Annotated in this window: 45 protein-coding genes and 2 pseudogenes; 28 read left to right on the top strand and 19 right to left on the bottom strand. The window is 65.8% G+C overall.

Features of this window, described 5'->3' with window-relative positions:
• Positions 1 to 93: 93 nt before the first annotated feature.
• The 19 genes and pseudogenes from WG924_RS27395 to WG924_RS27310 all read right to left on the bottom strand — a co-directional run bounded on the left by WG924_RS27395 (position 94) and on the right by WG924_RS27310 (position 10,303).
• Complete coding sequence (locus WG924_RS27395; RefSeq protein WP_345936221.1) at positions 94 to 1,461, bottom strand: tyrosine-type recombinase/integrase; 1,368 nt, start codon at positions 1,459 to 1,461, stop codon at positions 94 to 96.
• A 23-nt stretch (positions 1,462 to 1,484) separates the two neighbouring features.
• Positions 1,485 to 1,658: pseudogene (locus WG924_RS28285) on the bottom strand (helix-turn-helix transcriptional regulator); the annotation flags it as partial.
• Between the two features lie 5 nt (positions 1,659 to 1,663).
• On the bottom strand, positions 1,664 to 1,822 hold the full coding sequence (locus tag WG924_RS27390) for a hypothetical protein (RefSeq protein WP_345936220.1): 159 nt from the start codon (positions 1,820 to 1,822) through the stop codon (positions 1,664 to 1,666).
• A complete protein-coding gene (locus WG924_RS27385; protein ID WP_345936219.1) occupies positions 1,819 to 2,424 on the bottom strand; it encodes a hypothetical protein in 606 nt (201 codons plus the stop codon). The genes WG924_RS27390 and WG924_RS27385 overlap by 4 nt, the downstream gene beginning before the upstream one ends.
• On the bottom strand, positions 2,421 to 2,795 hold the full coding sequence (locus WG924_RS27380; RefSeq protein ID WP_345936218.1) for a hypothetical protein: 375 nt from the start codon (positions 2,793 to 2,795) through the stop codon (positions 2,421 to 2,423). The genes WG924_RS27385 and WG924_RS27380 overlap by 4 nt, the downstream gene beginning before the upstream one ends.
• Positions 2,796 to 2,931: 136 nt before the next feature.
• Positions 2,932 to 4,035, bottom strand: a complete 1,104-nt coding sequence (locus WG924_RS27375; RefSeq protein ID WP_345936216.1) for a DUF2303 family protein — start codon at positions 4,033 to 4,035, stop codon at positions 2,932 to 2,934.
• A gap of 59 nt (positions 4,036 to 4,094) precedes the next feature.
• Positions 4,095 to 4,289, bottom strand: coding sequence for a hypothetical protein (locus WG924_RS27370; protein ID WP_345936215.1), 195 nt, complete (start codon positions 4,287 to 4,289; stop codon positions 4,095 to 4,097).
• 12 nt (positions 4,290 to 4,301) lie between these two features.
• Positions 4,302 to 4,697, bottom strand: a complete 396-nt coding sequence (locus WG924_RS27365; RefSeq protein ID WP_345936214.1) for a YfdP family phage-associated protein — start codon at positions 4,695 to 4,697, stop codon at positions 4,302 to 4,304.
• On the bottom strand, positions 4,690 to 5,019 hold the full coding sequence (locus WG924_RS27360) for a hypothetical protein (protein WP_345936213.1): 330 nt from the start codon (positions 5,017 to 5,019) through the stop codon (positions 4,690 to 4,692). Before WG924_RS27360 ends, WG924_RS27365 begins: the two co-directional genes overlap by 8 nt.
• Positions 5,020 to 5,033: 14 nt before the next feature.
• Positions 5,034 to 5,489 (bottom strand): hypothetical protein, encoded by a 456-nt coding sequence (locus WG924_RS27355; RefSeq protein ID WP_345936212.1) that lies wholly within the window; start codon positions 5,487 to 5,489, stop codon positions 5,034 to 5,036.
• Entirely contained in the window at positions 5,486 to 5,728 is a 243-nt protein-coding gene (locus WG924_RS27350; protein ID WP_345936211.1) for a hypothetical protein, read from the bottom strand. Before WG924_RS27350 ends, WG924_RS27355 begins: the two co-directional genes overlap by 4 nt.
• 59 nt (positions 5,729 to 5,787) lie before the next feature.
• Positions 5,788 to 7,284 carry a hypothetical protein gene (locus WG924_RS27345; RefSeq protein WP_345936210.1) on the bottom strand — a complete coding sequence of 499 codons (1,497 nt, stop codon included), beginning with the start codon at positions 7,282 to 7,284 and terminating at the stop codon, positions 5,788 to 5,790.
• A 51-nt stretch (positions 7,285 to 7,335) separates the two neighbouring features.
• Positions 7,336 to 7,494 (bottom strand): hypothetical protein, encoded by a 159-nt coding sequence (locus WG924_RS27340; RefSeq protein ID WP_345936209.1) that lies wholly within the window; start codon positions 7,492 to 7,494, stop codon positions 7,336 to 7,338.
• Positions 7,487 to 7,927, bottom strand: coding sequence for a TerB family tellurite resistance protein (locus WG924_RS27335; protein ID WP_345936208.1), 441 nt, complete (start codon positions 7,925 to 7,927; stop codon positions 7,487 to 7,489). Before WG924_RS27335 ends, WG924_RS27340 begins: the two co-directional genes overlap by 8 nt.
• 61 nt (positions 7,928 to 7,988) lie before the next feature.
• Positions 7,989 to 8,387 carry a hypothetical protein gene (locus WG924_RS27330; protein ID WP_345936207.1) on the bottom strand — a complete coding sequence of 133 codons (399 nt, stop codon included), beginning with the start codon at positions 8,385 to 8,387 and terminating at the stop codon, positions 7,989 to 7,991.
• Positions 8,384 to 8,947 (bottom strand): hypothetical protein, encoded by a 564-nt coding sequence (locus WG924_RS27325; protein ID WP_345936205.1) that lies wholly within the window; start codon positions 8,945 to 8,947, stop codon positions 8,384 to 8,386. The genes WG924_RS27330 and WG924_RS27325 overlap by 4 nt, the downstream gene beginning before the upstream one ends.
• Before the next feature lie 8 nt (positions 8,948 to 8,955).
• Complete coding sequence (locus tag WG924_RS27320; protein ID WP_345936204.1) at positions 8,956 to 9,138, bottom strand: hypothetical protein; 183 nt, start codon at positions 9,136 to 9,138, stop codon at positions 8,956 to 8,958.
• 83 nt (positions 9,139 to 9,221) lie between these two features.
• Positions 9,222 to 9,614: a hypothetical protein gene (locus WG924_RS27315; RefSeq protein WP_345936203.1), complete on the bottom strand. Its 393-nt coding sequence runs from the start codon at positions 9,612 to 9,614 to the stop codon at positions 9,222 to 9,224.
• A 5-nt stretch (positions 9,615 to 9,619) separates the two neighbouring features.
• Entirely contained in the window at positions 9,620 to 10,303 is a 684-nt protein-coding gene (locus tag WG924_RS27310) for an XRE family transcriptional regulator (protein ID WP_345936202.1), read from the bottom strand.
• Positions 10,304 to 10,390: 87 nt separating this feature from the next.
• Here WG924_RS27310 and WG924_RS27305 point away from each other — a divergent pair, with 87 nt between their 5' ends.
• The 28 genes and pseudogenes from WG924_RS27305 (at position 10,391) to WG924_RS27175 (ending at position 26,850) form a co-directional block, all read left to right on the top strand.
• Positions 10,391 to 10,681 carry a hypothetical protein gene (locus WG924_RS27305; protein WP_345936201.1) on the top strand — a complete coding sequence of 97 codons (291 nt, stop codon included), beginning with the start codon at positions 10,391 to 10,393 and terminating at the stop codon, positions 10,679 to 10,681.
• A 213-nt stretch (positions 10,682 to 10,894) separates the two neighbouring features.
• Complete coding sequence (locus WG924_RS27300) at positions 10,895 to 11,416, top strand: hypothetical protein (protein WP_345936200.1); 522 nt, start codon at positions 10,895 to 10,897, stop codon at positions 11,414 to 11,416.
• The gene (locus WG924_RS27295) at positions 11,413 to 11,868 is read left to right on the top strand and encodes a hypothetical protein (protein WP_345936199.1); all 456 of its coding nucleotides are present in this window, start codon (positions 11,413 to 11,415) and stop codon (positions 11,866 to 11,868) included. Before WG924_RS27300 ends, WG924_RS27295 begins: the two co-directional genes overlap by 4 nt.
• Complete coding sequence (locus tag WG924_RS27290) at positions 11,861 to 12,112, top strand: hypothetical protein (protein WP_345936198.1); 252 nt, start codon at positions 11,861 to 11,863, stop codon at positions 12,110 to 12,112. The genes WG924_RS27295 and WG924_RS27290 overlap by 8 nt, the downstream gene beginning before the upstream one ends.
• Complete coding sequence (locus tag WG924_RS27285; protein WP_345936197.1) at positions 12,109 to 12,642, top strand: hypothetical protein; 534 nt, start codon at positions 12,109 to 12,111, stop codon at positions 12,640 to 12,642. The genes WG924_RS27290 and WG924_RS27285 overlap by 4 nt, the downstream gene beginning before the upstream one ends.
• Positions 12,639 to 13,112: a hypothetical protein gene (locus tag WG924_RS27280; RefSeq protein WP_345936196.1), complete on the top strand. Its 474-nt coding sequence runs from the start codon at positions 12,639 to 12,641 to the stop codon at positions 13,110 to 13,112. The genes WG924_RS27285 and WG924_RS27280 overlap by 4 nt, the downstream gene beginning before the upstream one ends.
• A complete protein-coding gene (locus WG924_RS27275) occupies positions 13,112 to 13,639 on the top strand; it encodes a hypothetical protein (RefSeq protein ID WP_345936195.1) in 528 nt (175 codons plus the stop codon). The genes WG924_RS27280 and WG924_RS27275 overlap by 1 nt, the downstream gene beginning before the upstream one ends.
• Positions 13,636 to 14,235 carry a hypothetical protein gene (locus tag WG924_RS27270; protein WP_345936194.1) on the top strand — a complete coding sequence of 200 codons (600 nt, stop codon included), beginning with the start codon at positions 13,636 to 13,638 and terminating at the stop codon, positions 14,233 to 14,235. Before WG924_RS27275 ends, WG924_RS27270 begins: the two co-directional genes overlap by 4 nt.
• The gene (locus WG924_RS27265; protein WP_345936193.1) at positions 14,235 to 14,687 is read left to right on the top strand and encodes a hypothetical protein; all 453 of its coding nucleotides are present in this window, start codon (positions 14,235 to 14,237) and stop codon (positions 14,685 to 14,687) included. Before WG924_RS27270 ends, WG924_RS27265 begins: the two co-directional genes overlap by 1 nt.
• Entirely contained in the window at positions 14,684 to 14,887 is a 204-nt protein-coding gene (locus WG924_RS27260; RefSeq protein ID WP_345936192.1) for a hypothetical protein, read from the top strand. The genes WG924_RS27265 and WG924_RS27260 overlap by 4 nt, the downstream gene beginning before the upstream one ends.
• A gap of 98 nt (positions 14,888 to 14,985) precedes the next feature.
• Positions 14,986 to 15,393, top strand: a complete 408-nt coding sequence (locus tag WG924_RS27255; RefSeq protein ID WP_345936191.1) for a PDDEXK family nuclease — start codon at positions 14,986 to 14,988, stop codon at positions 15,391 to 15,393.
• Positions 15,393 to 15,596, top strand: coding sequence for a hypothetical protein (locus WG924_RS27250; protein ID WP_345936190.1), 204 nt, complete (start codon positions 15,393 to 15,395; stop codon positions 15,594 to 15,596). The genes WG924_RS27255 and WG924_RS27250 overlap by 1 nt, the downstream gene beginning before the upstream one ends.
• Positions 15,578 to 15,838, top strand: coding sequence for a hypothetical protein (locus WG924_RS27245; RefSeq protein WP_345936189.1), 261 nt, complete (start codon positions 15,578 to 15,580; stop codon positions 15,836 to 15,838). The genes WG924_RS27250 and WG924_RS27245 overlap by 19 nt, the downstream gene beginning before the upstream one ends.
• A pseudogene (locus tag WG924_RS28280) lies at positions 15,835 to 16,026 on the top strand (helix-turn-helix domain-containing protein); the annotation flags it as partial. The gene WG924_RS27245 and the pseudogene WG924_RS28280, both read left to right, overlap by 4 nt.
• A gap of 513 nt (positions 16,027 to 16,539) precedes the next feature.
• Positions 16,540 to 16,947, top strand: a complete 408-nt coding sequence (locus WG924_RS27240; protein WP_345936188.1) for a hypothetical protein — start codon at positions 16,540 to 16,542, stop codon at positions 16,945 to 16,947.
• Positions 16,916 to 17,455: a hypothetical protein gene (locus tag WG924_RS27235; protein ID WP_345936187.1), complete on the top strand. Its 540-nt coding sequence runs from the start codon at positions 16,916 to 16,918 to the stop codon at positions 17,453 to 17,455. Before WG924_RS27240 ends, WG924_RS27235 begins: the two co-directional genes overlap by 32 nt.
• Entirely contained in the window at positions 17,448 to 18,200 is a 753-nt protein-coding gene (locus WG924_RS27230) for a hypothetical protein (RefSeq protein ID WP_345936186.1), read from the top strand. Before WG924_RS27235 ends, WG924_RS27230 begins: the two co-directional genes overlap by 8 nt.
• Positions 18,201 to 18,323: 123 nt before the next feature.
• Complete coding sequence (locus tag WG924_RS27225; protein ID WP_345936185.1) at positions 18,324 to 18,608, top strand: HNH endonuclease signature motif containing protein; 285 nt, start codon at positions 18,324 to 18,326, stop codon at positions 18,606 to 18,608.
• 279 nt (positions 18,609 to 18,887) lie between these two features.
• Positions 18,888 to 19,313 (top strand): hypothetical protein, encoded by a 426-nt coding sequence (locus WG924_RS27220; protein ID WP_345936184.1) that lies wholly within the window; start codon positions 18,888 to 18,890, stop codon positions 19,311 to 19,313.
• A 70-nt stretch (positions 19,314 to 19,383) separates the two neighbouring features.
• A complete protein-coding gene (locus tag WG924_RS27215; protein ID WP_345936183.1) occupies positions 19,384 to 21,072 on the top strand; it encodes a terminase large subunit in 1,689 nt (562 codons plus the stop codon).
• A gap of 36 nt (positions 21,073 to 21,108) precedes the next feature.
• Positions 21,109 to 22,305 carry a phage portal protein gene (locus WG924_RS27210; protein ID WP_345936182.1) on the top strand — a complete coding sequence of 399 codons (1,197 nt, stop codon included), beginning with the start codon at positions 21,109 to 21,111 and terminating at the stop codon, positions 22,303 to 22,305.
• 12 nt (positions 22,306 to 22,317) lie between these two features.
• Positions 22,318 to 22,995, top strand: coding sequence for an HK97 family phage prohead protease (locus WG924_RS27205; RefSeq protein ID WP_345936181.1), 678 nt, complete (start codon positions 22,318 to 22,320; stop codon positions 22,993 to 22,995).
• A gap of 25 nt (positions 22,996 to 23,020) precedes the next feature.
• Positions 23,021 to 24,319, top strand: a complete 1,299-nt coding sequence (locus WG924_RS27200; protein ID WP_345936180.1) for a phage major capsid protein — start codon at positions 23,021 to 23,023, stop codon at positions 24,317 to 24,319.
• Between the two features lie 56 nt (positions 24,320 to 24,375).
• Entirely contained in the window at positions 24,376 to 24,804 is a 429-nt protein-coding gene (locus tag WG924_RS27195) for a hypothetical protein (protein WP_345936179.1), read from the top strand.
• The gene (locus WG924_RS27190) at positions 24,804 to 25,412 is read left to right on the top strand and encodes a head-tail connector protein (protein ID WP_345936178.1); all 609 of its coding nucleotides are present in this window, start codon (positions 24,804 to 24,806) and stop codon (positions 25,410 to 25,412) included. Before WG924_RS27195 ends, WG924_RS27190 begins: the two co-directional genes overlap by 1 nt.
• Positions 25,412 to 25,750, top strand: coding sequence for a phage head closure protein (locus tag WG924_RS27185; RefSeq protein WP_345936177.1), 339 nt, complete (start codon positions 25,412 to 25,414; stop codon positions 25,748 to 25,750). Before WG924_RS27190 ends, WG924_RS27185 begins: the two co-directional genes overlap by 1 nt.
• 15 nt (positions 25,751 to 25,765) lie before the next feature.
• Entirely contained in the window at positions 25,766 to 26,413 is a 648-nt protein-coding gene (locus tag WG924_RS27180; protein ID WP_345936175.1) for an HK97 gp10 family phage protein, read from the top strand.
• A complete protein-coding gene (locus tag WG924_RS27175; protein WP_345936174.1) occupies positions 26,410 to 26,850 on the top strand; it encodes a DUF3168 domain-containing protein in 441 nt (146 codons plus the stop codon). The genes WG924_RS27180 and WG924_RS27175 overlap by 4 nt, the downstream gene beginning before the upstream one ends.
• Positions 26,851 to 26,862: the final 12 nt, after the last annotated feature.

Below are 26,862 nucleotides of genomic sequence, written 5' to 3'. Positions count from 1 at the left end.
CGTTGACATCGTAGGGGTCACAAGTTCAAACCTTGTCGCGCCCACCATCAAAACCCCCTGGGAAACCAGGGGGTTTTGTCGTATGTGGCGTAATCAAACCACATGCGTTGGTATGTCATTGGCCCGTGACTGGCCCGTCGTCACACAGGGCATGATGGGGCCCCCCCTTGCAGCTATCTCAGCCATGATGCCGTCGATGGCCGTCCGCGCCCGGTGCATCTGCGCCGGTTCGACATCGGCGTAGATCTCGGTCGTGCCGTGCGCGCGCGACTTGTGGCCCAGCAGCGCCGCCAGATCGTCGAGCGGGACGCCACGGGTGCGGAGCAGGCGGGCCATGGACCGGCGGAGGGTATAGGGGACGACAGACCGCTCCGGAGACCAGTCGTCAGCGGCCATGAGCCGGGCCCTGATCGCCGTCGAGCGGATGCCGCGCTTGGGGTTGGCGACCGGCCGGCCGCGATGGCAGACCAGCGGCAGGCTGTGATCCTGATCCTCGGCATCCCACGCGGTGAGCCACGCCGCGAGCGTGGCCGTCATCGGCACCACGGGGCGCCGTTTTTTGGTCTGCCGACGTCCGGCGGGGTTGAGATCGATCACCCGCATCTCATGGTCGATCTGTGCTCTGGTCAGATCGCAGACGGCATCTGGCCGGCCCAGCGTGTTGAGGGCCAGGATGACATAGCGATGGAGATGGGCGGACCGGCGTGTGTCGCCGAGCGCTGAGACCATGGCGGCCAGATCGGCGATATCGAGGCGGCGGTGCGTGTGCTCGTCGGGCGCGCCGATGATCGCCGCGATGCGGTCGCGTGACAGGGTGATCAGCGGCGCCGCCATGATGACACCGTCCCGGCGTGCGTGGCCGATGGCCGCCGACAGGACGGACATGGTCCGCGAGATGTAGCCGGGCGCATGGCCTCGTCTGGCAAGGGCCATGATGATCTCGCGCTGTCGGGCGGGTGTGAGGTCGGCGACGGTCGCCTCTATCCCGATGACGTCGCGGAGGTGACGCGCCGATATGCGTGCCACAGGACCGCTCGGCAGGCCGTCGGTGTGCTGCTCAAGGTATGGGACCAGGGCCTCGATCACTGAGAGGTCGCGCGGGTCGCCATGGCTGGGGCGGCGCTGAGCGGCGATCATCTGTGCGACGTCTTGCCGGAGGGTGTCAACCGCCGCTTGGTCCTCGGCCGCGTTGAGCGCGTCGCCCAGGACGATCGCGCTCAAATCCCGCAGCGCGTCGCGCCGCTCTCGGTGCTCGTAGTGCGACGTCCGCAGATCCGCCATCACATACTGCGCCGCGGCAAGTCGGGCCTCGATCAGATCCGTGAGGCCAAGGCTGCGGCGATGGCTGGCGCCAGAGGCGCGGTCCCACCACCTGAGGCTCCATGTCCGGCCGCCGGATCGGCGGCATAGCCGGTAGCGGCCGATCTGGATATCTGCGACGGTACGGCTGGCGACAGGCATGTGACGGGATGTCCTCGTGTGATATAGGCCTCAAGGTCCGACATCCGGTATCTGACCCGGCGCGGGCTGAGGCGGGTATACCCGATCTGACCGCTGGCGCGCAGCCGCGCCAATGTGCGCGGGCTGAGCGGATAGCCCAGGTCGGTGAGGATGGCTGCGGCCTCAGCCTCGCTATAGCCGCGCTCGATCTGTCCCATCGCTGCTACTCCGCTGCTGCGATCGCGGCCGGATTGGCGCGAGGCATGAGGTGTGTGGCGTTGGCCTTGACCAGCGCCGCCGCCTCGGACGGGCAGACGCTGTTGCCGATCAGGCGGCCCTGGTCGGTGATGGTCGATTTGAGCGGCAGCGGCATCTGCATCATCTGCCGGCATCCTCCATGGCCGCGAGCGCCATCAGATCGTCGGCGCGCATCGGGGTGTGGCGGAGCAGCACAAGATCCGGACCGCTGACGATCTGGCCGTCGGTGCCGCGCACCATGTCATTGACCCGCTCGTCGGCGTCCTTGCCGGTGGCGATGCCGATCTTGACCCATAGGCGCGCCCACTGGCCGGTCGGGACCAGCCAGCAGCGCAGGCTGCGGTCGGTAATCCCGCGCTGCAGGGCCGGGCATGCCGTCAGCGCGCGGCCGGCACAGGCGTCGTGCATGGGATAGCCATCACGGATCAGCGGGTGGCCGGCATGGGTGCGTCCGTGGCTGATCGCGATGCAGGCCTTACCCAGGGGCTGTGCGCAGATCTGGCACAGACGCGCCTGCACCACCCGCCGGCACCGGCCGTGATGGAGGCGGGTGAACAGGGGCCGGCCCACACCGGGCGCGTCGACGCCGTCGTCGATGATCAGCAGCCGGTCGCCGCCCCAGCGCTCGCGCAACACACGCGGCTTGCGCAGATCGGCCTCACCGGACCACATGGTGATCACCGGCACCGGCGCGCCGCGCCAGGTGATGGGAGCAAGCGCGATCAATGGGCGCGCTCCCGCTCTGCCATGTCGACCTCTCTCGTGGCGTCGGCCAGAGCCAAGAGCAGATGGCCGATGTCGTCAGCCGACACTTGGTGTGAGCTCCCAAGGGCCGTGGCCAGCGCCCGCCCCAGCGCGTCGCCGATATGGTCCGGCAGACGACGCTGGAGACCGATCATCGCCACGCCGACGAGATACAGTGTCTCGGCGGTGGTGCTGTGGGCCGTCATATCAGCCTTTTTATCCTGGTCGATGCTCAGTGCGATATATGCGCGCCGGCTGGCGTGAGCGTCGGTGATCTGCTTGATGCAGGTATCGCGACACCGTCCGCGCTCGTCCTCGGAGCACTCAGCCGTGCGGGATGCAATCTCGGTCATGATCCGTACCTCTTGGGATGAGACAAGGCCCCGCCGGGCGGCGTGAGCCGGGAGGATGCCCGGCGGGGCAGGTGGGCGCGGGCCCGGTCATCGGATGGGAGGCGTGGTCATCCGCGGGCGCGCGCCGGGGAGCTGATCAGACGCGCGCCGAAGCCTGCGGCGGCGCGCCATAATAGAGCGGGACGCCGGTGGCCTCAGCCGCGCGCTGGGCAGTGGCGCGGGCCGCGAGGACAAAGGCCATGTCCGGCCGGTGCAGCAGCAGGTACCAGCGGATATTGCCGCCGGCGATGCGATAGCGGATATCAACGCCGATGTGTCGCATCATCGGATCGTGATCGAACACCGGGATGCGGATGACCGCATAGCGCGGCATGGTGAGGGTGCCCCCGGCCGGTCCCTTGTGCTCGGTCTCATAGGTCAGCTGGACCTCACCGGTCTCAAGCCGCACGCCGGAGGTGACCTTGGTGTCGACGTTGATCGTCAGCCCGCGGCTGAGGGCCATCAGCTGCGACGGCTTGGCGATCGCAGCTCCCTGGCTTGCGAGTGACGCGACCCAGTCGTCGATCATCGGGTCTGACGTCTGGCCGTCGACCATCGCCCAGTCCATGGCATGATCCGACAGCCACTCGGCCAGGTCCTCCTGGGTGAGGCCCTGGCCTGTGCCGTCGAGGGCCGCGCGGCAGCGCTTGTGGAGCTTGTACCAGGCTGTCCACTCCGGACTGACCGGATAGGGGTAGGACACGGTGTGGTCGCCCCAACCCGCAAACACCGGCGCGTCAGCCGGTGCCACCAGGGCGGTGGCACCGATCATCTTGCGCAGGGCCGCCTGCTGGTCGTCGTCCGCCGACAGGTCCGGCTCATAGCCATGGCGGCCTGCCTCATTGTAGATTGCCGTCAGGCTGGCCGTGAGACCGTCGGCATCGACCGACGCATACAGCGTGGTGTCGGGCTGGCGATAGCGCAGGATATGGGCGATCAGCGACCCGACAGTGGTAAGCGTCGTCCATCCCTTGAGACGCAGCGGCGCCGCGGCGACCTCGTCGCGATAGCGCTTGAGGGAGGTGAGGGTGTCCGATCCGCCCGCGCCCTTGAGGACGATCATCTGCGCCTGCGCCAGCAGGTCCGGACTATCCAACGACAGCAAGCGCCTGTTGGAGATATCCTCCTGCAAGGCCGCGATCTCGGCGACATTGCCAGGGATAGTCAGGGCGTCACCCTGGATGATGGTGTCGTCTGCCACGTGGTGGCCTCCTGTGTGATCCGCGCCGCCAGTGATCAGCGGCGCGGAAGCCGAAGGGATCAGTTATCCTTGTACAATGACGCCCGGACGGCGCAGTCCTTGGCCTCCAGCAACTTGCGAAGCGCGACAGTGCGCTCCGGATTTGCTGGCAGTGTGTCAACAATCATCTCTGCCAAGTCGGCAAAGGGACGGCTCACCGACTGCAGGTGCGCTGACAGATGAGCGTATGCAAAAAATTGCATTAATCTATCCATAGGTGGCGATCCTCAATCGGCATAGGCCGCGGCGCGGCCGGTGGTCACCGGGCGCAGCATGTCCATCTGCGCGGGATTGCTCTGCGCAAAGCCGCCGCCGGGCAGCGGCCAGCGCACGGACTTGGCGCGCGGCAGCTTGGGCTTGCGGATGGCGACGTCGGCGTTGATCTCGACGACGCCACCCTCCTGTTTGAGCTTGAGTTTGACGGTCAGCTCGCCGCTGACCGATTTGGCGGTCAGGGCCGCCTGGGCCATGACCGATTGCAGCTCACGCATGAGCGTGGTTGCGTCGACGGCGAACTGTCCGTCTTCGATACCGGCGAGCAGTCGGACAAGGTCTCGCTCGGCGCCGGGGATGTGGGGTGGTGCCGCAATCGAGGTGGGCGCGGCGGGTGCGAGATCAGACATGATCCGGGCTCCTCTGGTCATGGGGTGTCAATCCCTCGCCGGTATAATCGGACCGGCAGATGGTGATGACGACGTGGTGCAGGCCCTCACGGTGCACCTGCCGATAGGCATTGCTGCCGCCGGCCTGTGTCTGAGGGGCGAGTAGCGTGAGAGCATCACGGGCGGTGCGCGCGGCGGGATCTGACGCGGCACTGCATGTCAGCAGGATGCGGTGCAGATCCTGCCGTGCCATCTCGGCGATGGAGGCCGACGTCGCGGCGATCACGCCGCGATCGGGTGTGGATGCGATGGCCCGATACCGGGCGGTCGAGGATGCGGTCATCGGAACATGCCCCCTCATAGGCCGTTGGCGGCGAGATAGTCGGCCACGGCCACAAGGGCTGTCCGCCAAGCCACCGGATCATCCTCATACTCGGGCACGAAAACTGAGCACTGGTTTGTAATATACATGGCCGTGCCCCAGTCGTGTGGGCCGGTGGCATTAATGTCCGCAAACATACCCATCGCGCTAGAAAGCAAACCGCCCCTTATATAATCAAGCGCTATTAACCGATCCTTGATCTGGCGGTTTGCAAAGTCACCTGGAACCAAGAAATCCCTTACTGGGGCACCGAGTGAGGTAGCCATGACCGCGCCAGCCAGACAAACAACGCAGCCGCCATCTGTTGGTTTGTGCCACTGGTACATGTCGATGCCGTAACGGTCGTCGGCCTCAACCCTGGCCAGATCGTCCAGTGCAATCCGGATGGCCTCGGACGGCAGGGAGACGGCAAATCGCTCGGCGGGTGTCATGCCTCGTCCCCCTCGATGACATCGATGGCGACCAGCGCCACCAGCATGACAATGGCCAGGATCACCGCCGCCAGGGACAGGGCCGCGACCCAGTCCATCGGCTGCCGGGTGGTGAGGGCGACCACGCCGGCAACGGCGCCGGTGGCAGTGCCGACGGCGCAGAGGGTAAGGGCGGTGCCGGCGATCCTGCGCATCAGGTGGCGCAGGCGCGGGCGTCGGCGGATGGTGCGCAAGAGCATGGCAGCCTCCATATGGGCCGCGCCGCTGGTGGTCAGCGGCGCGGAAGCTGGTGGTGTGGTCAGGCTGCGCCGTGGGCGGCGTAATGGGCCACGTCCTCGGGCAACAGGGCCGAGAGGATCGACAGGACGTCGGCCGCATCGGCGCTGGTGCTGCCCCAATAGGCGCCGCCTCCGGCATCACCCAGGCCGGCGCCGCCGGCCCAGCCGCCCGGAAACAGGCGGTGGAGGTGTGCGGCCATCATCCCGTCGCCGCTGTAATTGATCTCGCCGTCATCGCTGACGACGATGTATGCCGGGAAATCGGCAGGGGACTTGGCACCGGCCGCGATCGCGGCCATGGCGATCCGGTCGCCCACCGGCCCGGTCTTGGAGTGCGCCATCCTGACGACGCGGGTGCCGCCGGCCATCTCGACCGGGGCCGACATGGCACGGTCGATCTCGGCAATGCGCTCTGCGGTCAGGCCGCGGCACTCGGCATCGATCGCCGCGATCCGGGCCATTTCGTCGGGGGTGGCGGCAAGCCGGATCAGCCCGGCATACCACTCTGCGTCATGGGCCGCGACGAGCCGGTGCCACCTGGTGGCCTGCACGCTCAGCAGCTCGCAGATCTGCAAGATCGATGCGGGCTCGTGCGCACGGGCGCCGTGGTGGTCGATGATGATGGCGCCGGCCGGGACGTCGCGGTCAAGCTCAAGCTCGACGAGGACGGGCACCTTGTGGGGGATGCCTAGCGTGGCCGCCTCGGCCAGCCGGTCCAGAAGCCGGGCGTAATCCGACGCCTTGGCACCCCACGGCAACTTGCCGTCCACCACGGTTGCCCCGGCGGAGCGGGCCGTCTCGGCGATAAGCCGCATTTCGACGTCGTCACCGCCGAGGAACAGGACATGGTCCGCTGCCGGACGGCGCTGATGGGGCACGCGCTTGATTGCGCTGTCGACGGACTTGGTGACGGTGATGGTGTTGTACATTTCATGCCCCTTGTGTTCAGCCCCGATTGGGGAAACAGATGTTGGGTCATACGCGACGATGCCGCCGTCAAATTGAGACGTGATCGCGTCGATCTGCACCACCTCGCCTCGGCGGGTCAAAACTTGAGTCCCCGCCGGCAAAACGCTGTCCGCAGGTATCGTCGCCCACGTCGTTCTTACATCAGCCCGTCGCAAAAAACGGGTGATACTCCTCCGCCGTCGGATGTCGTCGTACTCGGACTGGGGGCGTTGCGGCCCGCCGCCGATGTCCCCGCTCGTCAACATGTACGTTCCCGCATTCGTGAACCTCGGCTGGGGCGATCCCCAGCGATGCACGGTAACGCGGTATGCAAAGCCCCAATCGGGATACGATGTGGTGCCCATATCGATGGTTTCTACGTCCACGACGAGCCGGCCCGTCGGGCGGGGCGCCGGAGCGGCCGAAAGCCCAAGCGCTCCCCTGATTACCGAGGTCGCAAACGCGTGGTCCGCGGCTGCGATATCGCCGTGCAGCCAGATCAGATCCCCCGGTGCAAGTGGGGTCTCGGAAAATGAAACGAACGGTTTTGACTGGACATACTCGAACATATTTCACCTCAAGCTGTACCCGGCGCCGGTGTGGCACCGGGAATGGTGGCATCAGCCGGCCGTGCGCCGGCCCAGATAGAACCCGCCGCCGACAGCGGCCAGCGAGGTGATGAGGTCGAGCGTCGCGGGCAGGATGACCTGTGCCGCGATCAGGGCCATGATGGCGACCGCGATGGTGGCGGTGCGGCCGGCGCCCGACAGGTCAGGCATCGAGATAACGGGCGAGGGGCAGGCCGACGATGTCGGCGATCTGGCCCAGCACGACGCGCTCGGCCGGCTCCATCTCGCCGTCAGACATGGACACGTCGACGGCGATCACCAGCAGCATCTCAAGATCCTCAGTGCTGCTGCGCGCCTTGGCCTGCTCGATCTCCCGCTTAAGGCCCAGACGGCCGGCGCGCCCCTGGCCGGCACGCCGGAACATGCCGTCGGTCACCCGCTCAATCTCGCTGGTCTTGAAGGCCGCGGTGAGGGTGGCATGCGTGGTGAGGGCCGCCATGGTCGCGGCCACCTCCTCGTCCTCGATCTCGCCGTCCGCAGCCGCGACCAGCACACAGGCCGCGGCGATGGCCTCCAGCAGATCGGTCTTGCCGGTGAGGCGACTGGCGCCGCCGGTCAGACGCTCTTTGATTTTCCCAAACATGTCATTTCTCCTTGTTCCGCCGGCGCGGCCGGCGGTGGTGTGTCTTGATGGTGGGTGATCGTCAGGGCTGATGCGGATCGGGCGCGGTCCGCACATAGAGATCGCGAGCGCGCACCATCGCCTGCTTGATCTTGCCGGCCATGCTGGGCCGGACATGGCCGCCGACGGCTTGCAGGTGGTCGGTCAGCCGGTCGATGATGTCGACAAGCACCTGCGGATGCCGTGCGATGGCAGACATCTGATCGAGCATCTGATAGGTGGTCAGCGCCCACGGGTCGCCGCGCTCTGATGCCGCGTGCTGGCGGGCGACATGTACGAGCAGGTCGTACTCGATCTGGTGGAGCACGTGGTGGACCCAGCCCCCCATACCCCCGCCGGGGTTATGGTGCCGCGACATCAGCGGCGCCAGCGGCGTTGGCGGCGCGGTGAGGGCCGCAATAGCGCGGCAGATCGCGCTCATGCTGCACCGTCCGGAGCGTCAACGCACCCGTGCAGGTCGATCAGTGCGATGATCACCGCCTGCATGCGCTGCGCCTCGTCGGTCGCAACGCCATCGCGCTCGATGATCTCAAGCCCGCGCTCGCGCCACACCGAGGGCGGGTGGCGCTCGCATCCGGCGCGGACGTGGTGGCGACCGACGACAAGCTGGTGTCGGGAGCCATTGAGTATCAGCGGCGACGGATGTGACGGATCACCTCCGACGTCGGCGGTGACGATCTCGCCAGCATGGACCACCGCCCCAGCCGCAATATACAAGCCGCTCCCGAAACCCGGCCCGCACGGCGCAATCACTGCGCCGGCCTCAACGACCACATCATGACCGATCCGGGCGCAGGCCATGACATGTACGTCTGGGCCAATCCACGCGTCTGCCTCGATCAACACATCGCGCTCCACCACGGCGCCCGGCGCAATATGCACGCCATATCCGATGCACGCGGTGTAGTGCACCTGACCGCTGTCGCTGCCGTCGGGATTACCGTACTCGATGTAACACTGCAGCGCGTCGAGAGGGGTCACGGGACCGCTCATTCAACACCCCCACGCCGCGCAAAGGCGGCGGCGGTGCGGGCCGAAATCTCCGCGGCGAGTGCAACGAGGGTGCTTGTGTGGGCGGTGGGGGTGGCCAGGATCGAGGCGGCCTCAATGCGGCGGGCCTCGATCACCGGCGCGGGGATCTGTGCGATCCCCGGCGGCGGCGTGTGCGGCATGTCTGCCTCCCATCAGGTGATGAGGGCAGGTTAATGCGGCATATAGGCCGCGTCAACCGCAATGCGGCCTATGGGCCGCGTTATTATTCGTCCGGATAAATTTGGACGCGGGTCACGCTGCAATCGGATTGACGGTATGAGCCGACAGCCACCGACCTGGCCACACCTCCAAAGCCGTTACGCGCCCCGAAATGCATCTGGATGTCGTGGATGCCGCCAATGGCGGACGTAACCTGTGTCTTGTGGTGGTCAAAGCTTGATGGATCACGCAGGAGCGGTTTCACAGCCTCGACAAATTGGCGGTGAGCGCCATCCAATCGGCTCAGACAATGCAGCCCAGTGGCCATTTGTGCTTGCTTCGCCCGCGCACGTTCCAGCACAGTTCTATAATCCGGCTCAGAAAAATCATAATTGATTGCTATATAGATGCAAAATGCTGCAGCAGACCAGATCACAAGTTTAAAATGTGTCTTCATGAGCGTTACTCCGATGATCCAACTATACGGTGCAAAGCGATAACGTCGCTTGATGATATATTGATCATTCGTTGCGGGTTGATCTGATTGAGAGATACGATGTCGTTGTCTCTCTTAATGTATTGTTTGATCATGCCACGCATCTGCGTGTGAGGGTCACCATTACGGATCTGCGCCACCACATAGCAGCCGGGCGAGATCGGCTTGCCCGGGTGCACATGCACGATCTCGCCGACCATATATCGTGGTGCCATACTCTCGCCGGTCACATAGAGGGCATAGGCGCCAGTGACGCCGTCGAGGTTTTGCGGACGTCTAATATATTCAATGACTTGGCCGTTAAAATCAAAAGCGCCATCATCCCCGCACATGGCGGCCCCCAGCACCGGCAGGTCGCGCGCTCCTGTCGGCGCGGCCTGAAACTGGGTGGTGCCCGAGATTGGGAGTTCCATGCGGGCCGTCGCCGCTGTTGACGGGAGGCTGGTGCTGGTATCGCCGATCAGCCAGTCGGTGGTGACGTCCAGCCCTTTGGCGAGCCGCTGGAGACGGTCATAGCCCGGCGCCTTGCCGCGGCGGATATTGCGGATAGCATCGGTGCCCAGGCCAGCCTTGAGGCTGGCGGCCCGGTCGCTCAGACCCGCGCGGGTCAAGGCCTGGTTGAGCCTGTTTATGAGGGCGTCATTGGTCATGCGGTCAGGATGCCGCAGTGCGGCATGCGATGTCATCTGGTCGATAGACCTTGCGGCCTGCGGTCTATATGCCGCATAATCCGGCGTATGATGATGCTTGACCGCTTGATCGTCGTCGCCCGCGCCTACACCGACGCCAGCGGCCGATCCCTCGCCCGGACATCCATGCTGATCGCCAACACGGGCCATTTGCTGCCGCGCGTGGTCGATCGCGGTGGCGACGTCACCACCGCGACCTATGAGCGGTGCATGAGATGGTTTGCCCGACACTGGCCCGCGGACGTCCCCTGGCCAGCCGACGGGGGCAGCCGCGAGCAATGGCTGGCGATCGATGAGGCAGACAGCGCTGTCCACTCCCGCTCCCGTCCCGCCGCCTGATCCGCCCCGATCCATAATGGAGGCCCCCTTGCAATCCACCCCATGCCCCCGCTGGCTGGCAGCCATGACCGTGTGTGCCCTGCTGGGCGCGCCGGCGGTGCTGCTGGCCGCGGGCCAATCGATCACCGCCCATGATCGCACCGCACACTGTGCGATGCAGCATGATCATGCACCGGCGCAGATTGCGTCACACCGTCAGTCAGGGGGCCAGCCATGACGCTGAGCACCGACCCGGCCGCGATCGAGGCGGCCTTGCGATCGACTTTGATCACCCTGCGCGCCGCCTATGGCGAGCAGACAATCGAGACCATGACCGGCCAGACCCTGGGCGGTCTGCGCCAGGTGGCGACCTGCCTGGCGCGCACGCCCGACGAGCGCGCGCGGTGCGGTGGCAACCGGCCGCTGGACATGCGGGTGGCGGCGGTGCTGGACGCGCTGATGATCGCCGCCGGCCATGTGCCGCTGCTGCTGCCCGCGGCCAAGCGCCTGCGCGAGCAGACCGTCGCCGAGGTGGCGGGTTCCGGGCCGGCCAATCTGAGCCTGGATGCGCGGCTGCGGCGGCTGGCGATGGCGACCGGCGATGTCCACCGGGCGGTGGACGATGCCATGGCCGATGCGGTGATGGACCGGGCGGAGCGGGAGCGGATCATCGCCATGGCGATGGCGACGGCCGCCGAGTGCGAGGGTCTGGTGCAGATGCTGCGGCGGCCGCAGGGCATGGCGGTGGTGTCATGACCATAGACGAGATGCTGGATTTAGCGACCAGCGATATCCCATGTGCATGTCAGCAACCGGCCGTCGTGCCGGTCAAGGTGGTGCCGGCGGCGGCGCTGTCCAGTGCCGGGGCGACACATCAGATGATCTGCGTCGGGTGCTATGCCTCGGGGCCGACAGCCGCGACAGCGGATGAGGCGGCCCGGCTATGGGCAGAGGACGTGGTGCGGCGGCGCCGGGACGGCCTGAGCGATAACGGCCAGATCGATGTCTGGGCGGTCGTCGCGGTGAGCGATGCCGGCATCGAGGGCTGGTACTCCGGATTTGAGACGTCGCACGCCGACGCTGAGGTGCGCGCCGTGACCCTTGAGCGGCGCACCGGCCATACGGTGACGATCCGGCATATCCGGGTGGCGCGGCCGGTGACACAGCCTGATCAGGATCAGGCGGATGGAGGGCGGGGCCATGAGTGATGCTCTGATCGACGTGTGGCTGGTGGTCGCTATCAATCGCAGTGGATATCCGGTCAGCCTGTGGTCCGAGATGCCTGATAGCCGGTCAGGGGGTCCACACCTCGGCTTGTCCGCCGCGGAGCACGATGCGCGCGAGGCGGCGGCGCTGCTGCCGGATTATCGGATGACCATTGTGCATGCACGGGTTCCGCGGCCGGTGGCGCAGCCGGCTGCGGAGACGATCACAGGGGAGATCGTGGGATGACCGACAATGTGACGGCAGGGCCGGAGGGCCCGCGACCGGGACAATGGTGGGGGACCGTCCATGGCGACTTGATTCTCGTCATCGGGCGCGATGATGGAGGGGTGCTGGACATCCTCCGGCATGACGTCGATCCGCCGCATTTTGTGGTCGATCGAGCATATCCACACGATCTGATCCGCCCCTACAGCGTTGCGGCCGACTGGTATCTGCGCCACGCCGCACCTGCGGAGCAGCCACAGGACCGGATCTGCGTTGGCCCTGCGGTCCCACACCCGGCCGATGGCATCGATGTGGAGATCCCGGTGGTGATAGCGGCTTATGACGACGGTCACCACAGCGTGTTTTACAGCCGCGCCGACGGCGGCAGCTTTGTGCGCGGCGACATCTATTCGGAGCTGGCCGGCCGGTGCCGGCTGCGCGATGTCATCGACACACCATGTGTCACGGCTGCCACCCTGCACACCGTGCGGGTGCGCATCCCCTATCCGGATGTCACTGACGGCACGGTCAGCGCACAGGTGCTGCCATGAGCGCGCTGCTCACATGCATCTGTGACAAGCCAGACGTCCAGATCATGGCGGCCAATGGGTCGGAGGTCATGGTAGTGGATGACCTGGTCTATCGGGCGTCGTGTCGGCGCTGCGGGTCCGTCGGCCCTGGCGCGCTTGGCAGCATGGATGAGGCGGCAGACGCATGGCGGCGGCTGCGAGGCGAGTGCGCCGCCGCAGCATCAGAGAGGACCATCACCCATCACATCCCGATCGTGGTGAGCCTGTATCGCGACAAGGTGCAGATCTGGCATGTGCCCGGCGTCGACGCACATGGCGGATGGCAGTCCTACCCGGGTGGCGTGCTTGGCGCGGCATCGCGTAGGGCGTGTGAGCTGCTGGCGATCGATGGCATGGTCGTGTCCCCCCATGTCATCAGAGTGGTCCTGCCTGTGCCTGCACCAGTCAGATTGCCGGATGCGGCATCGACGATTACAGGGGAGGCGTTGTGATGGCCACGACCTGTAGGAAGAGGCCCGGCCCGGGGCAATGGTGTGTGATGGATGACGGGGCCGAGGTGCTGGTGGTGGCGCGCCGGTTTGGTGGGCACGTCAGCGTCATTGGGTGCCGCGACCACCCACGGGAGATGTACGTGGCCTGCGTACACGACAGCCGCCTGGTGGCGTGCAATGTGCCATATGCGCCGGCATGGTATATGGCGCACGCCCACACGTCTCTCGATGCCGATGTCAACTGGTACACCCCGACGCCGCTGCCTCCAGAGGCGCTGCGGCCGTTGTCCAAGGCGCCGCGGGACGGGCAGCGCATCCTGCTGTCCATCCACGGTCTCCTGCATATCGGGGAGTGGTGCGCGCACCCATACGCCCATCAGAGAGGAGGCGCCGGTTGGTACGTGGACAGCGTCGATTGGTGGCCTGATCGTGAGGTTTGGGGTCGCACCGTCCACAACAGAGCCGACGAGGACAGCATTGACGGATGGCTGCCTCTGCCGGTCGTTGCCGGCGAGGTGGCGCCATGACTGACGCGCGCACCCTCCGTGAGCTGCCGGCCTGCACCTGTGGTGCGCGGCCGGCGCTGCGCCACTTTGACGCCGATGATTATTATTGGGCGGTGGTCTGCCCAATCTGCCGCACCGACGCCGGGTGGCATCGGCACAAAGAGTTGGCCTATGCGGCATGGGATAAGATGATGGCGCCACCATCCTCGCCGCCGCCGCCGTCGGCCCCTGAGCCGCACCCCGATGATGTTGCCGTCGACCGCTATGCCGCGGCGCTCAAGGCCAAGCTGGCGGCCGCGCGCGCCAAGGGGCGCAGCGGCTGGGATGATCCGGACGTGATCAGCGATGACCAACTGGTGCGCGATCTGGTCGCGCATCTGGCCAAGGGCAATCCAGGCACGTGGGAGGATATCGGCGCATACGCGATGATGTGTCATCAGAGGCGCGTCGATCCGGGGATTATGGCGCACATGTACAGGGGTGTGGCGCGGCCCGCGCTCGATCCGATCATCACAACCCTGGCGCGGGAGATGGCCGCAACCATGCAGGATGAGATTGACCGCATGATAATCCGGATGCGGCGCGAAGTCCGCATCGATCCCAAGAGGTACGGATGATGACCGAGATCCTGCCTCTGACGGCCTATATCAGGCGCTTCATCGCGGCGGCGCCGGAGGGTGCCGCCGTGATGATCGAGGCGATCGTGGCCGCGCTGCCTGAGCACACGCCACAGCGCGTGCGGCGGAGCATCGGGCGGATGGTCCACGACCGCTCTCTCAGCCGTGTGGCGGGTATGGATGCCATCATCCGCGGCCCGCGCTGGGGGCAGGTCGGCGCACGCGCTGACCGGGTCACCATGGTGGATGGCGGGCCGATTGCCCCGATGATCACGCCGACGGCGCACCCGGTGCTGATGGCGGCATCTGTGCTGGGGGTGGACCCGCGCGGCCGACGGCCGATGGAGCTGGTGGCGCGGGCCAATGACGCGCTGCGCGCGGCCGGACTGCCGGTGATCCGCTATCCGGTGATCGCGCCGATCCACAGTGTGGCGGATAGGGGGCGGCCATGATGACCATCCTAATAGTGATGTTTGCAGTCCTGTCAGTGATGTCCACAGGACTGTCGGTCTACATCATGCGGTCCTCTGTATCCGATTATCGACGCCGCGCGATAGGCACTGGTGGCCTTGTTGGCGTCGTCTTGGTCGTGATCGGGACCATAACGATGCTTGTCTCCGTTGCCCTGCTGGTGGCGGCATCATGGGCATGACAGAGGCTCCTCGCCGCCGGGGCAAGGCGCGTCCTAAGACGGCGTTCGGGGGCCGCGCTGTCGGCCCCCGGCGCATCCGGCAGCGGCCGGAGCAGGTGTTGCAGATCCAGATCGCCGATTACCTGCGGGCATGCCTGCCGCCGCCCCCTGAGGGGCCGTGGTGGACGCACCCGCACAACGAGGGTCAGCGGTCCGGCATCGACGCGGTGCGCGCGCAGCAGATGGGGCAGAGGGCCGGCACGCCGGATCTGCTGATGGTGTGGCGCTGCGGCGTGATTGCCATCGAGCTCAAGGCGGGCCGCACCGGCACCAGCGCGGGCCAGGACGCCACCCATGCCGATCTGCGGGCATGCGGTGCGGCCGTGCATGTCTGCCGGTCTCTGGATGACGTGGTGGCGGTGCTGGACGGGCATGGCGTGCCGCTGCGCGGGCGGCCGGCGCCGCTGCATGGCGATGCGATGGCGTGGCCGGCAGCGCCGGCCGATCGTGAACAGGGGGATCGGTGATGCGGGTCAAGATCGGGGACACGTGGCATGACGGCGGGCACGAGCCGGTGGCGGTGGTGCTGACCCATCATGATATCCACCACATCCTGCACGCCATCGACATGCAGGATCAGATGCGTCCGGACGGGCTGCTGTATGCGGCGATCCCTGATGGTGCATTTGGGGACGGAGAGGAGGCCGACAGATGGCTGGCACAAGAGTGACCGAGCGGCTGATCATCCTGGCGGAGGTCGGCGACCATTACGGCATGTCCCGGCGTGCGGTCACCGTCATGCGGGATGCCGCGCTGTCCTGGGCCGACATCCATAGTCGGATGTGGGACGCGTCGACATCGCCTGCCCAGCGGCAGACAATGCTGCCTGAGGCCAATCGTCGCCGCGCGCGGGCGCTGAGGCTGTACCACGCACACTCCGGCAAGGCCTATTGCGGAGGGCCCCAGTCATGAGCGCGCGTGCGCAGGCGCTGGTCTGGGCGGCGGCTGATCTGCCGCCAGTCGACCGGCTGGTGCTGCTCAAGCTTGCCGACTGCGCCGATGATGCCGGGCGCAATGCGACGATGTCGCAGGTCCAGCTCGGGCGGTGGTGCGGGATGCAGCCACGCAGCGTGCGGAGGGTGGTCGACAGGCTGGCCGATGCGGGGCTGATCGAGATGGTCGTTCCGGCGGACAGTGCGGCCGGCATGGCGGCACAATATCAGGTCCGCATTGACCGCCTAGCCGGGATGTCGCGGCCGGGTGTCTATGACGCGGCACCGACATGCAACATGCACACCTCGCGTCAGAGGCGAGAGCGCAAGTCTGTCACCAAGAGGCCCCCCCCCCTGGACCGAGTGTCAGCCCCCCCCCTGGACCGAGTGTCAGGGGGTACCCCTGGACCGAGTGTCAGGGGGGCTCCTGACCGAGTGTCAGGGGGTGGCGACCTCCTGACCGAGTGTCAGGGGGGTATGACAAGCGATTGTGATAACGGGGATTTTCGGGGCGACTTTGCGGACGATGGCCGCCCCTCGCGTGTGGGGGCGCGCGCAGCCCCGCGCGCAGTAGATAACCCTTCTTCTTCCTTGCCTATTGTCCAAGATATTCCGATCACTAGCGTGATCGGCAGCGACGTTGCGCTGCAGGGCCGGGCCGATGATGGACGATCAGCGAGATTGTCGGCTGCGGATCGCCCGAGCCTGGACGGCGAGGCGATCGCCAGGGGCGAGATGGACGAGGCAGGGTCCGCGGCGCGGCGGCTGCGAGACGAGGTCTGGGGATCGCAGCTCGACTGGCTGGTCGACCGGTCGGGACGGCCGGTCGCGGCGGTGCGGACCGTGGTCGGCAAGTGGCTCCGCGACCATGGCGAGATCGCGGTCAATCGGGCGATCATGGACGCGGCGACCCGTGGTGGGACCGCTGAGCCAATCGCATGGATCAGCAAGGCCCTGCAGGGCATCAGCAAGGGGATGACGGGCCATGGCCGACCGAGGGCACAGCTTGACGACGACAGCACCCGGCGGGCGGTCCTTGAGGCCGTCAGGCGGCGCCGTGACGGCACCGGGCTGGCTGGCTGGGGCTGAGCGCCAGACCGTGGCCGTGGTGGCGGCGATCGGCGCATGGTCGATCACCCAGCCGCTGCCGGCGGTGGTGACGCCGGCAGCGCTCGCGGAAACTCGTGACGAGATCGAGCGGCTGTGCGCGCCGGCGAGCGATGAGGCGGCGGCGGTGGTCATGTACGACCTTGTCGCGTGGATGCAGCGCAAGGGCTTGCCGGTGCCGGGTGACGGCGATGGTATGGCCATGCTGGTCGCCGATTACGTCGAGGGCCTGGCCGATGCGCCGGCCGATCTGCTGGCCAAGGCGGCGGGGGAGATCCGGCGGACATGGCATTGGCGCACGGTGCCGCTTGAGGGTGACTTGCGGCAACTGATCGCCGAGGACATGGCGCTGCGGCGGCTGGCGGCGATGCGGCTGCGGACGGCGGCATCGGTGCTGGCCAGGCCGATGGCGGAGCTGGGAAGCAGGCGCCATGATGCCGGCGCCGTGGCTGTGGTCCGGTCGGTGATGGGTGAGGTGCGGCGTGGGTGAGGCAAACATGATCGAGCGGATCGAGGCCATGCGCGCAGCGGCTGTGACTACGGACGATCCGGCACTTGCCCGGCGCCGGGTGCGGTGGCGGCAGATGATGATGGCGGCTGGCGTGCCGACGCTGCCGATCCAGCGGCTGACCGTGGGTGGTGACCTCGACCACGTCGTCAGGGCGTGTGAGATGTGGGACGCGGCGGCCCATGAGGCGCCACCGCCGCCACCTGAGACGCCAGAGCAGGCTCGCCGGCGCCGTCGCTCTGAAGCGCGCAGGGAGCGGGGCAAGCGCGGGCGGCCCAGGCAGGTGTCAGATCCTGCGGCGACACCTGAGACGCTGGCCAAGCTGCGGCCGGATGCGGTGCTGCTGGCGGTGGAACAGGGGCTGTTGACCTCGGATCTGGCGCAGGCTGCCATGCAGATCGCCGACGCGGTGGATCTGGTGGCCGGCGCACAGGGCTATCGGTGCAATGCCGGACTGGGCAATGCCGGCGGCGGCGCGCCGTTGCAGGGGGCCAAGGCGAGCGCCCTGGACATCATCCACACGGCTTGGGTGAGGGAGACAGCGGCACAGGGCGTGCGGCGCGATCCGGTGCTTGCCATGGTGCGCGGGGGTGCGCGGATGGATATGATGTCTGGTGATGATGCAGGCGACGTGATCCGGGCGTGTCAGATCTGGGTGGCGATGGATGGCGCGACCAGGGATGTGCGGTGGCGTGTCATGAGCATTGACAAGTACAGAGAGGTGTGACATGTAGGTAATGCAATACTCGTCTTGGTGTCTCTTCAGCCCGCCCGGTGACCGCCGCGGCGGGCTGTTGCGTTGTGAGGTGCAATGCCCAAGCGCCCACGCATGCACAGACCACATGGCAGCATGGTCAAGGCGGATTACGATCGGGGCCGCGAGACAGCCGCTGCGCGTGGCTATGGCAGCCGGTGGCGGCGGGCGCGCCTCGCATATCTGCGCGAGCACCCGCTGTGCGTCATGTGCCAGTCAGCAGGGCGCGTGATGGAGGCCCAGGTGGTCGACCACATCAGACCGCACCGGGGTGATCCGCACCTCATGTGGGATCGTGGCAACTGGCAGAGCTTGTGCAAGCGGCATCACGACGGGGCCAAGCAGCGGATCGACCGGGCAGCGGCCGCCGCCAGCGCCTGATGCGAGGCTGCGCCGGTCGATGGCATGCCGCAATGCAACATGGATTGGCGGTGTCCCAAATTGAGGCATGTGTTGCAATAATGCACCACTGATGCCGTCGATACGAAACAATATTGCGCATGAACACGTCTTTGCGCAACTTTCGAAAAGGCCGGGGGGGTGTCGATCTCCAGCCAGAAAGTGACCGGGACCGGCGCGTCAGACTTTTTTTTGCGCGTGCGATTTAAGATTTGGACCGTCATATAAAATCTGACGACAGCCGAAAATGCGGGGTGAGCCATGGCAGCGCGTGGACGCAAGCCCCTGCCGCCTGAGGTCCATGTGGCTCGCGGCACCGTGCAGCCGTCGCGGGATCTGCACGAGATGGTGCAGGTGCCTGAAGGGGAGGTGATCCCGCCTGAGGGGCTGCCGGCCACGGCACTCGCGATCTGGGATGATCTGGCGCCGCAGTGCTTTGCAGCCGGCACGCTCCGGCCTGCAGACAGCTACGCGTTTGGGCAGCTGTGCGTAATGCTCGCCGAGCTGCAGAGGGCGTGGTCTGACCCGCAGATGGAGGCGGCGCCGGCTGCCTATGTCGGGCAGATGCGGCTGCTCGCCGAGGGCTTTGGGGTGGCCGGCATCAAGTCGCGTGTGGTCGGGAGGGGCACCAATGCCAAGGACGGCGGCGGCCCGACCCGCAAGTTCGGGAGCAACGGCCGCCGGTGATCGCCGGCGGCCTGTGAAGGCGGCGCCGGCGCCTCGATATCTGCCCAGCGAGTGGCCAGACACCGGTCATGTGCGCGACTATGCGGCGATTGCCGAGCGGTATGCGCTGGATGCCGTCGCCGATCGCAAGGGTGTGTCGCACTGCAAATGGGTGCGGGCGGCGGCCAAGCGGCACCTTGATGATCTCAAGAAAAGTCGTCGGAAGTCCGGTTGGCTGTATGAATACAGCGCATGGCATGGCAATGATGTCTGCGATTTTGTAGAAAAATTGCCTCATGTCCAAGGGTCTTGGTCGACAAGCACGATAACACTTGAGCCTGCACAGATATTTATCTTGGCTGTATTGTTTGGTTGGCGAAAGATAAGCACTGAATATAGGCGGTTTACAGTCGCTTATATTGAGATGGCCCGCAAAAACGCTAAGAGCACCATATCGGCGGGCGTGGCGCTCTACTGTCTGTGCTGCCCGGACGAAGACGGCCCCGAAATCAAGCTCGGGGCCACGACATTTGACCAAGCGCTCAAGGTGTTTGAGCCAGCACGGCAGATGGTGCTGCGATGCCCGGAGATGACCGACGAGCTTGGCATCCAGTGCTGGGCCCGGTCGATCACCGCACCGACAGGATCGATGCAACCGATCCATGCACGGGCAAAGACACAGGACGGGCATAACCCATCGCTCACAGTGATGGACGAGTTGCACGCGCACGACACAAGTGCGCTATGGGACGTCATGCGGTCGGCAATGGGTGCCCGCAAATCACCATTACTGTTGGGCATCACGACTGCTGGCTACAATGTGCAGGGCGTCTGCTATGAGACCCGCAAGACGGTCGCGGCGGTCCTCGACGGCAAGGTGATTGCCGATCATCTGTTTGGCGTCATATACACGCTGGACGATGGCGATGACGAGTATGACGAGCGCAATTGGATCAAGGCCAATCCGCTGTTGGGTGTGTCGGTCGGCTTTGACGAGATGCGTGGGTATGCGATCGAGGCGCAGCAATCCTCAACAGCGCGCTACGAATTTAGAACCAAGCGGCTCAACGTATGGACAACGGATCGCGGCGCCTGGCTCGACCTCAGGCGCTGGGACAGCAGCCGCTATCGGATGGTGGCCAATGACGACGAGCTGGTCGGGCTGCCGTGCTGGGCGGGCCTCGACCTTGCGACCACGACCGACATCACGGCCCTGGCGCTGGTCTGGCGCGGTGCTGAAGGCGATGACGGGATCACGGTGCGGTGGCGGATGTGGGCGCCGGCCGATCGGATCGCTGAACGCACGCGTAAGCACGATCTGCCATATCAAGCGTGGGTTGATGCGGGTTGGCTGACAGCGACTGATGGCGACGTCACGGACTATGCGGTCGTTGAAGCTGGCATCCGGGAGTGGCTGGACAAATATCAAGTCCAGTCAATTGGTTACGACCCGTGGAATAGCTCGGACCTAATCAATCGGCTGTGCTCGGATAGCGCAACCGCTGAGCGCATGGTGCAATTTCGGCAGGGGCCATCGAGCTACAATGCGCCGATGCGCGAGATGGAGCGGCTGATCATCAAACGCCGCATCGATCATGGGCGCAATCCCGTCGCCAAATGGATGGCCGGAAACGTTGTCACGCGCGCCGACACCAACCTGAACATTGCGCCAGACCGAAAAAAGTCGGCCGACAAGATCGACGGCATATGTGCCGCGCTGATGGCCCTGGGCGTGTCGATGACGGCGGAAGCGCCCGTGAAAAGCTTCTGGGAAGAGTGATAGGGGGGGCGGCCAATGGGTTGGATTGGTCGCCTGATGGGCCGCAAGTCGGCGTTGACGTCCGACGGCGTGCCGGCATGGATGGTGACACCCGCGGCCCGATCTGGCGTCGCGGTGACCGACAGCACGGCATTGCAGGTCGCGACGGTGCTGGCCTGCGTCAGGGTGATCGCCCAGGGCATGGCGCAGGTGCCGCTCAAGATCCATCGGCGTGGCGCGGGTGGTGGATCTGAGGTGGCGGACGACCACCCGTTGCACTGGCTGCTGTATCGCAAGCCCAATAGCTGGCAGACGGCCTATGAGTTGCGGTCGATTATGTCTGTCTACCGCGAGATGACTGGCAATGCCGTGGCCTATCTCAACCGGGGCGTGGACGGACGCATCCTGGAGATCATCCCGATCAACCCGCGCCACGTCTCGGTGGAACAGGGGCGTGATTGGCGCCTGACTTATCGCGTGACCCTGGCCACCGGCGAGCACGTCGTGCTTGGTCAAGACGATGTCTGGCATGAGAGGGGCTTGCAATGGGATGCCACGGTCGGCCTCGACATCATCAAGGTGGCGCGAGAGGCGATCGGGCTGGCGATTGCAACCGAACAAAGCCACGCGGATATGCACCGTAATGGATTGCAGACATCTGGTGTCTATTCGGTTGACGGCAAATTGCCGCCGGACAAACACAAAGAGCTTGTAACGTTTTTAAAAAATCAGGCAAGCGGTGACAACCGATTTAATCCTATTATCCTTGATATGGACGCCAAATTTCTTGCCCGCTCAATGTCTGGTGTCGACGCACAACATATCGAAACGCGCAAACATCAGATTGAAGAGCAGTGTCGTGCCTTCGGCGTTTTGCCAATCATGATTGGTTATGCTGACAAGACTGCAACATATGCGTCTGCCGAGCAGATGTTTATTGCGCACGATGTTCATTGTCTCGCACCTCGCTGCGAGGCACGCGAGCAGTCGATTGACGTGCAGTTGTTGGGCGTACCAGACAGAGACACAACACACTTCGCAAAACATAATCTTAGCGGATTACTTCGTGGGGCCGTCAAGGATCGCGGTGAATATTACGCCAAGATGTATTCTGTTGGTGCGATGTCTCCAAACGACATTAGGGCGCTGGAAGACATGAACCCCTATCCGGGTGGCGATGAATATCGCGTGCCGCTCAACATGGTGCCGCCCGGCACGCCGCCGGCCGATCCGGCGACCACACCAGACGCCTGACGGGAGATGATCATGGAGCGCATGTGCTGCGATCTGCGCGAGGTCAAGCTTGCGTCGGATGACGATGATGCCATGACCCTTACGGGCTATGGATCGGTGTTTGGTGTCGTCGACAGCTATGGCGATGTGGTGGCCAAGGGCGCCTTCAAGGCGACGTTGGCGGCGGCCAAAGCCAAGGGTCGAATGCCGGCGATGCTGGCGCAGCACGGCGGCGCGTGGTCGGCATCCGACATGATGCCGATCGGCGTGTGGACCAAGATGGTCGAGGACAACACCGGTCTGTATGTCGAGGGCCGCTTGGCCAAGACGCCACGTGGGATCGAGGCCTATGAGCTGCTGCGCATCAACGCGCTGTCGGGCCTCTCGATCGGCTACATCCCCAAGACCTGGCGCCGCAGCGACAAGCCGGACGAGCCGCGCCGGACCTTGACCGCCGTTGATCTGCTGGAGCTGTCCCTGGTCACATTCCCGGCCAACGACAAGTCGCGGGTCGCATCTGTCAAGAGCGCCATCACTACCATTCGAGATTTCGAGGCTTGGCTGCGGGATGCAGGCGGGTACTCGCGTGATGAGGCCAAGGCAATCGCCTCGCACGGATACAAGGCCGTCACCAGACCTCGGGATGAGGGCATGTCGACGGATGTCGCCGCCTATGCGGCACGGCTGCGGGCATTGGCGTCTGGCGCCTGACACCGATCATCATCGAGGTATCACAATGGACCCGGAACTTAAGGCACTGCTTGATAAGCAGATGCAGACCTTCGAGGACTTCAAAAAGGCAAATGACGCGGCCCAACATGAAATCAAGACGCTGAAGTCCGAAGACGCGCTGACCAAGGCAAAGGTCGACCGCATCAGCGCCGCCCTCGACAAGATCGATGCGGACCTTAAGGAATGGGCCGCGAAGTCGTCTGAAATCGAAAAGCAGATGGGCCGGCTGCGCATCGGCGGCAATGGTGGTCCGGCGCTTGACAGCGAGGTCAAGGCCGCCGCCGACATGTCGCTGCTGACCGGCGCGCAGATGGCGGTGGACGACTATCGATCCTACAAGGCCGCGTTTGACGGCTCGATGCGCCGCGGTCATCGCCTCGGCCCGGACGAGGTCAAAGCGTTGTCGGTGGGCTCTGATCCGGATGGCGGCTATCTGGTGCCGGCCGATGTGTCTGGGCGGATGATCACCCGCATCTATGAGACATCGGCCATGCGGCAGTTGGCGAGCGTCGCGACCATCGGCACCGATCGCCTGGAGGGCCCCGTTGACCGGGGCGAGGCGGATTATGGTTGGGTCGGCGAGACCCAGCCGCGCACCGTCACCGGCACGTCGACGATCGGTATGTGGGGCATCCCCGTCCATGAGATGTGGGCCTTCCCGGAAACGACCCAGAAGCTTCTGGACGACGCGCAATTTGATGTCGAGGGGTGGCTGATCTCCAAAGTGACCGACAAGCTGACCCGCGCCGAGAATACGGCGTTTTTCGTCGGCAATGGCACGCTCAAGCCGCGCGGCATCCTCGACTATCCGCGGGCCACGACTGCTGATGACACGCGTGCCGACGGCATCTTCCAGTATTTCGCGTCGGGCACAAACGGGTCGTTGGGGGCTGCGACGGCGGCCAGCGACAAGCTGATCGACCTTGTCTACTCAATCAAGGCGCCGTACCGGACCAAGGCAACCTTTGCGATGTCGCGTGGTCTGGTGGGCACGGTCCGCAAGATCAAGGATGGTCAGGGCAATTACGCCTGGCAGCCCAGCCTGCAGGCGCTGCAGGCCGGCACACTGCTGGGCTATCCGATCGCCGAGGCGGAGGATATGCCGGCCCTTGCGAGCAACGGCCCGGTGATCGGCTTCGGGGATTTCAGCGCGGCCTATCAGATCGTCGATCGGGTCGGTATCCGCCTGCTCCGCGACAATCTGACCCACAAGGGCTTTGTCGGTTTCTATGTGACCCGCCGCGTCGGCGGTGGTGCCCTGGACTTCGAGGCGGTCAAATACTTGCAGGCGTCCGCATCCTGACAACTGTTCGGTGGGCGCACGAGCCCACCGTCATCATCATTGATGGAGGCGCTGCGATGCGCGATCTGGCCAACAATCTGGGGGTCGCGGTGCTGATCCCCTCGGCGACCTATGATGCCGACAACACCCCAGCGGCCCTGGACATCCGGGGCTTCGACAGCTGCATGATCTGCATCAGTGTGGGTGTCGGTGGCATCACCTTTTCCGGGACCAATAAGGTCGAGTACAAGCTGACCCACAGCGACGACAACGTGACCTATGCGGCCGTCGAGCAGCGCGATGTGCTGCTGGCGACCGTCGGCACCGGCGGCATCATCAAGTCGCTGATCGCGGCCCATGCCGCCGCCGATGTGACCAAGATCGGCTATATCGGCGACAAGCCGTATCTCAAGCTGCTGGCTGACTTCAGCGGCACCCATGGCACAGGCACACCTATGGGTGCCATCGCGGTCCTCGGCCACGCCGCGCGCCGGCCGGTGGCCTGATGCCGCCGCCCCGCCCGCGCCTGCGCCTGATCACGGCGCCCGATCCGGTCATCACGCTGGATGAGGCGCGGGCGCATCTCCGCGTCGACCACGAGGACGAGGACGACCTGATCGCGGCCCAGATCGCCGCGGCGACCGCGATGGTCGACGGTCAGGACGGATGGCTTGGCCGCTGCATCGGCGTCCAGACATGGCGGGCGACGTGGGATGGCAGCGCCTGGCCGGAGGGGCGTTCCGGGGCGGTGCCGATCCCGCTGCCGCCCCTGGTCTCGATCGGGGCCGTCAGCATCGTGGACCCGGCCGGCGACACCCAGGCGCTGGTCGCCGACACCGATTATCGGGTGGCAGACGGTGGCAGCTATCTGTCGGCGATCGTGCCGCCGCGCGGCCAGTGCTGGCCGGATCGGCTCGACGACATCGGGTCGCTGGCGATCACCTATACCGCCGGCTATGCCACAGGCACCCTGCCGGCGCCGATCCGCGCGGCCATCCTGCTCACCCTCGGCAAGCTGTACGAGCATCGGGAGGACGTCGTGTCCGGCACCATCATGACCCGGCTGCCATCCGGCGCCGACGCCCTGCTGCTGCCCTATCGGATCTGGGCGTGATGGCGCGGGCCGGGCGGATGCGCGACCGCTGCGTGATCGAGCGGCCGGTGTCGTCGGTCGATGCCGCCGGCAATGCCTATGACGGGTGGACCCATCACGCGACTGTGTGGGGCGAGATCAAGCCGGAGACGGCATCCGAGGCGATGGCGGCCGGGCGCATCGAGGCCCAGACCGGCGCCGTGCTGCGGGTGCGCTATTCCGCGGCGACGGCCGCGGTGACCAGCGCCTGTCGGGTAACCATCAATGGTCAGGTCTGGCAATGCCAGGGCGGCCCGGTCGACCTCGACCGCAAGCGCAGCATGCTGGATATCAGCCTTGAGGCCGGCCCCGCCGCCTGATCCGGAGGTGCCGCCATGGCGACCACTGTCACCGGGCTTGAGCGGCTGCAGCGCAAGCTGGCCGCCATCCCGGCTGCCGTGCGCATGGAGATGCGCGCAGCGCTTGAGACCAATGCGACAGAGCTGTCCGACATGATGCGCCGCATGGCGCCGGTCAGCACGCCGCGGCCACCATCAACCAAGCCGCGGCCGCGCCCGCGGAAGGTGCCAAGGCCACCGCCCGGCCGGCTGCGCGACAGCATCGGCTGGCGCTTTGTTGAGGCGGAGAGCGGAGACAGCGGCGTGGGCCTGCGCGCCGGGCGTGCGGCCCAGACTGTCGCCAAGGGCAATGCCGGCCTGGCCGTCGAGGTCTATGCCGGCGACAGATCCAAGAGGGGCGTCTATTACGCGCGGTGGGTCGAGTACGGCACCAAGCCGGGCGTGCGCAAGCGCAGCGTGACCTATAGCCAAGGGACCGGTGGATCGGGATTGAGCCTGCGCAGCACCGCATCGGGCGGCCGCAAGCGCACCCGCCGCGTCTATCGCACGCACCCTGGCACACGGCCTAACCCCTTCTTTTTCCCGGCGTATCGGGCTTTGCGGCGGCGGATGCAGGCGCGGCTGACGCGGGCCATGACCAAGGCCATCAAGCGCGAGGCCGCCAAGACCACAGGTGCGCAATGACCGCTTGGACCATGCCCGGCATGGCGGTGCAGATCGGGCTGCGGGCCTATCTGCTGGCCGACGCCACCCTGTCGGCGGCGGTGGGCGGGCGGGTCTATGACGAGGCACCCGACGATGCGCCGCTGCCCTGGGTGGAGCTGTCCGCCCCCCGGTGCACGCCGGCGCCCGCGGAAGGCTACATGGACGCGGCCGACACCCTGCTGGTCGCCAAGGTCTATGCCGACGGCGGTGCTGCCAGCGTCACCGCCGACACCATCGTCGGCCTGATCACCCAGCGCCTGCACCGCTGCCATGCCCAGCGCGGGGCCATCGCGCCGGCGACGATCACCGGCCACCGGCTGTGTCTGGTCCAGGTGCTCGGCGCCGATGTGGAGCGCGACGGTCCGCGTCGCCGGATCGGGCTCGTAACCATCCTTGTCAACACCAACGCGGTCTAATCCCGCGGGAGA

Origin of the sequence: Tistrella arctica (genome assembly GCF_039630945.1) — a bacterium.
Taxonomy (GTDB): Bacteria; Pseudomonadota; Alphaproteobacteria; order Tistrellales; family Tistrellaceae; genus Tistrella; species Tistrella bauzanensis.
This window is presented reverse-complemented; position numbering and strand designations above follow the sequence as displayed.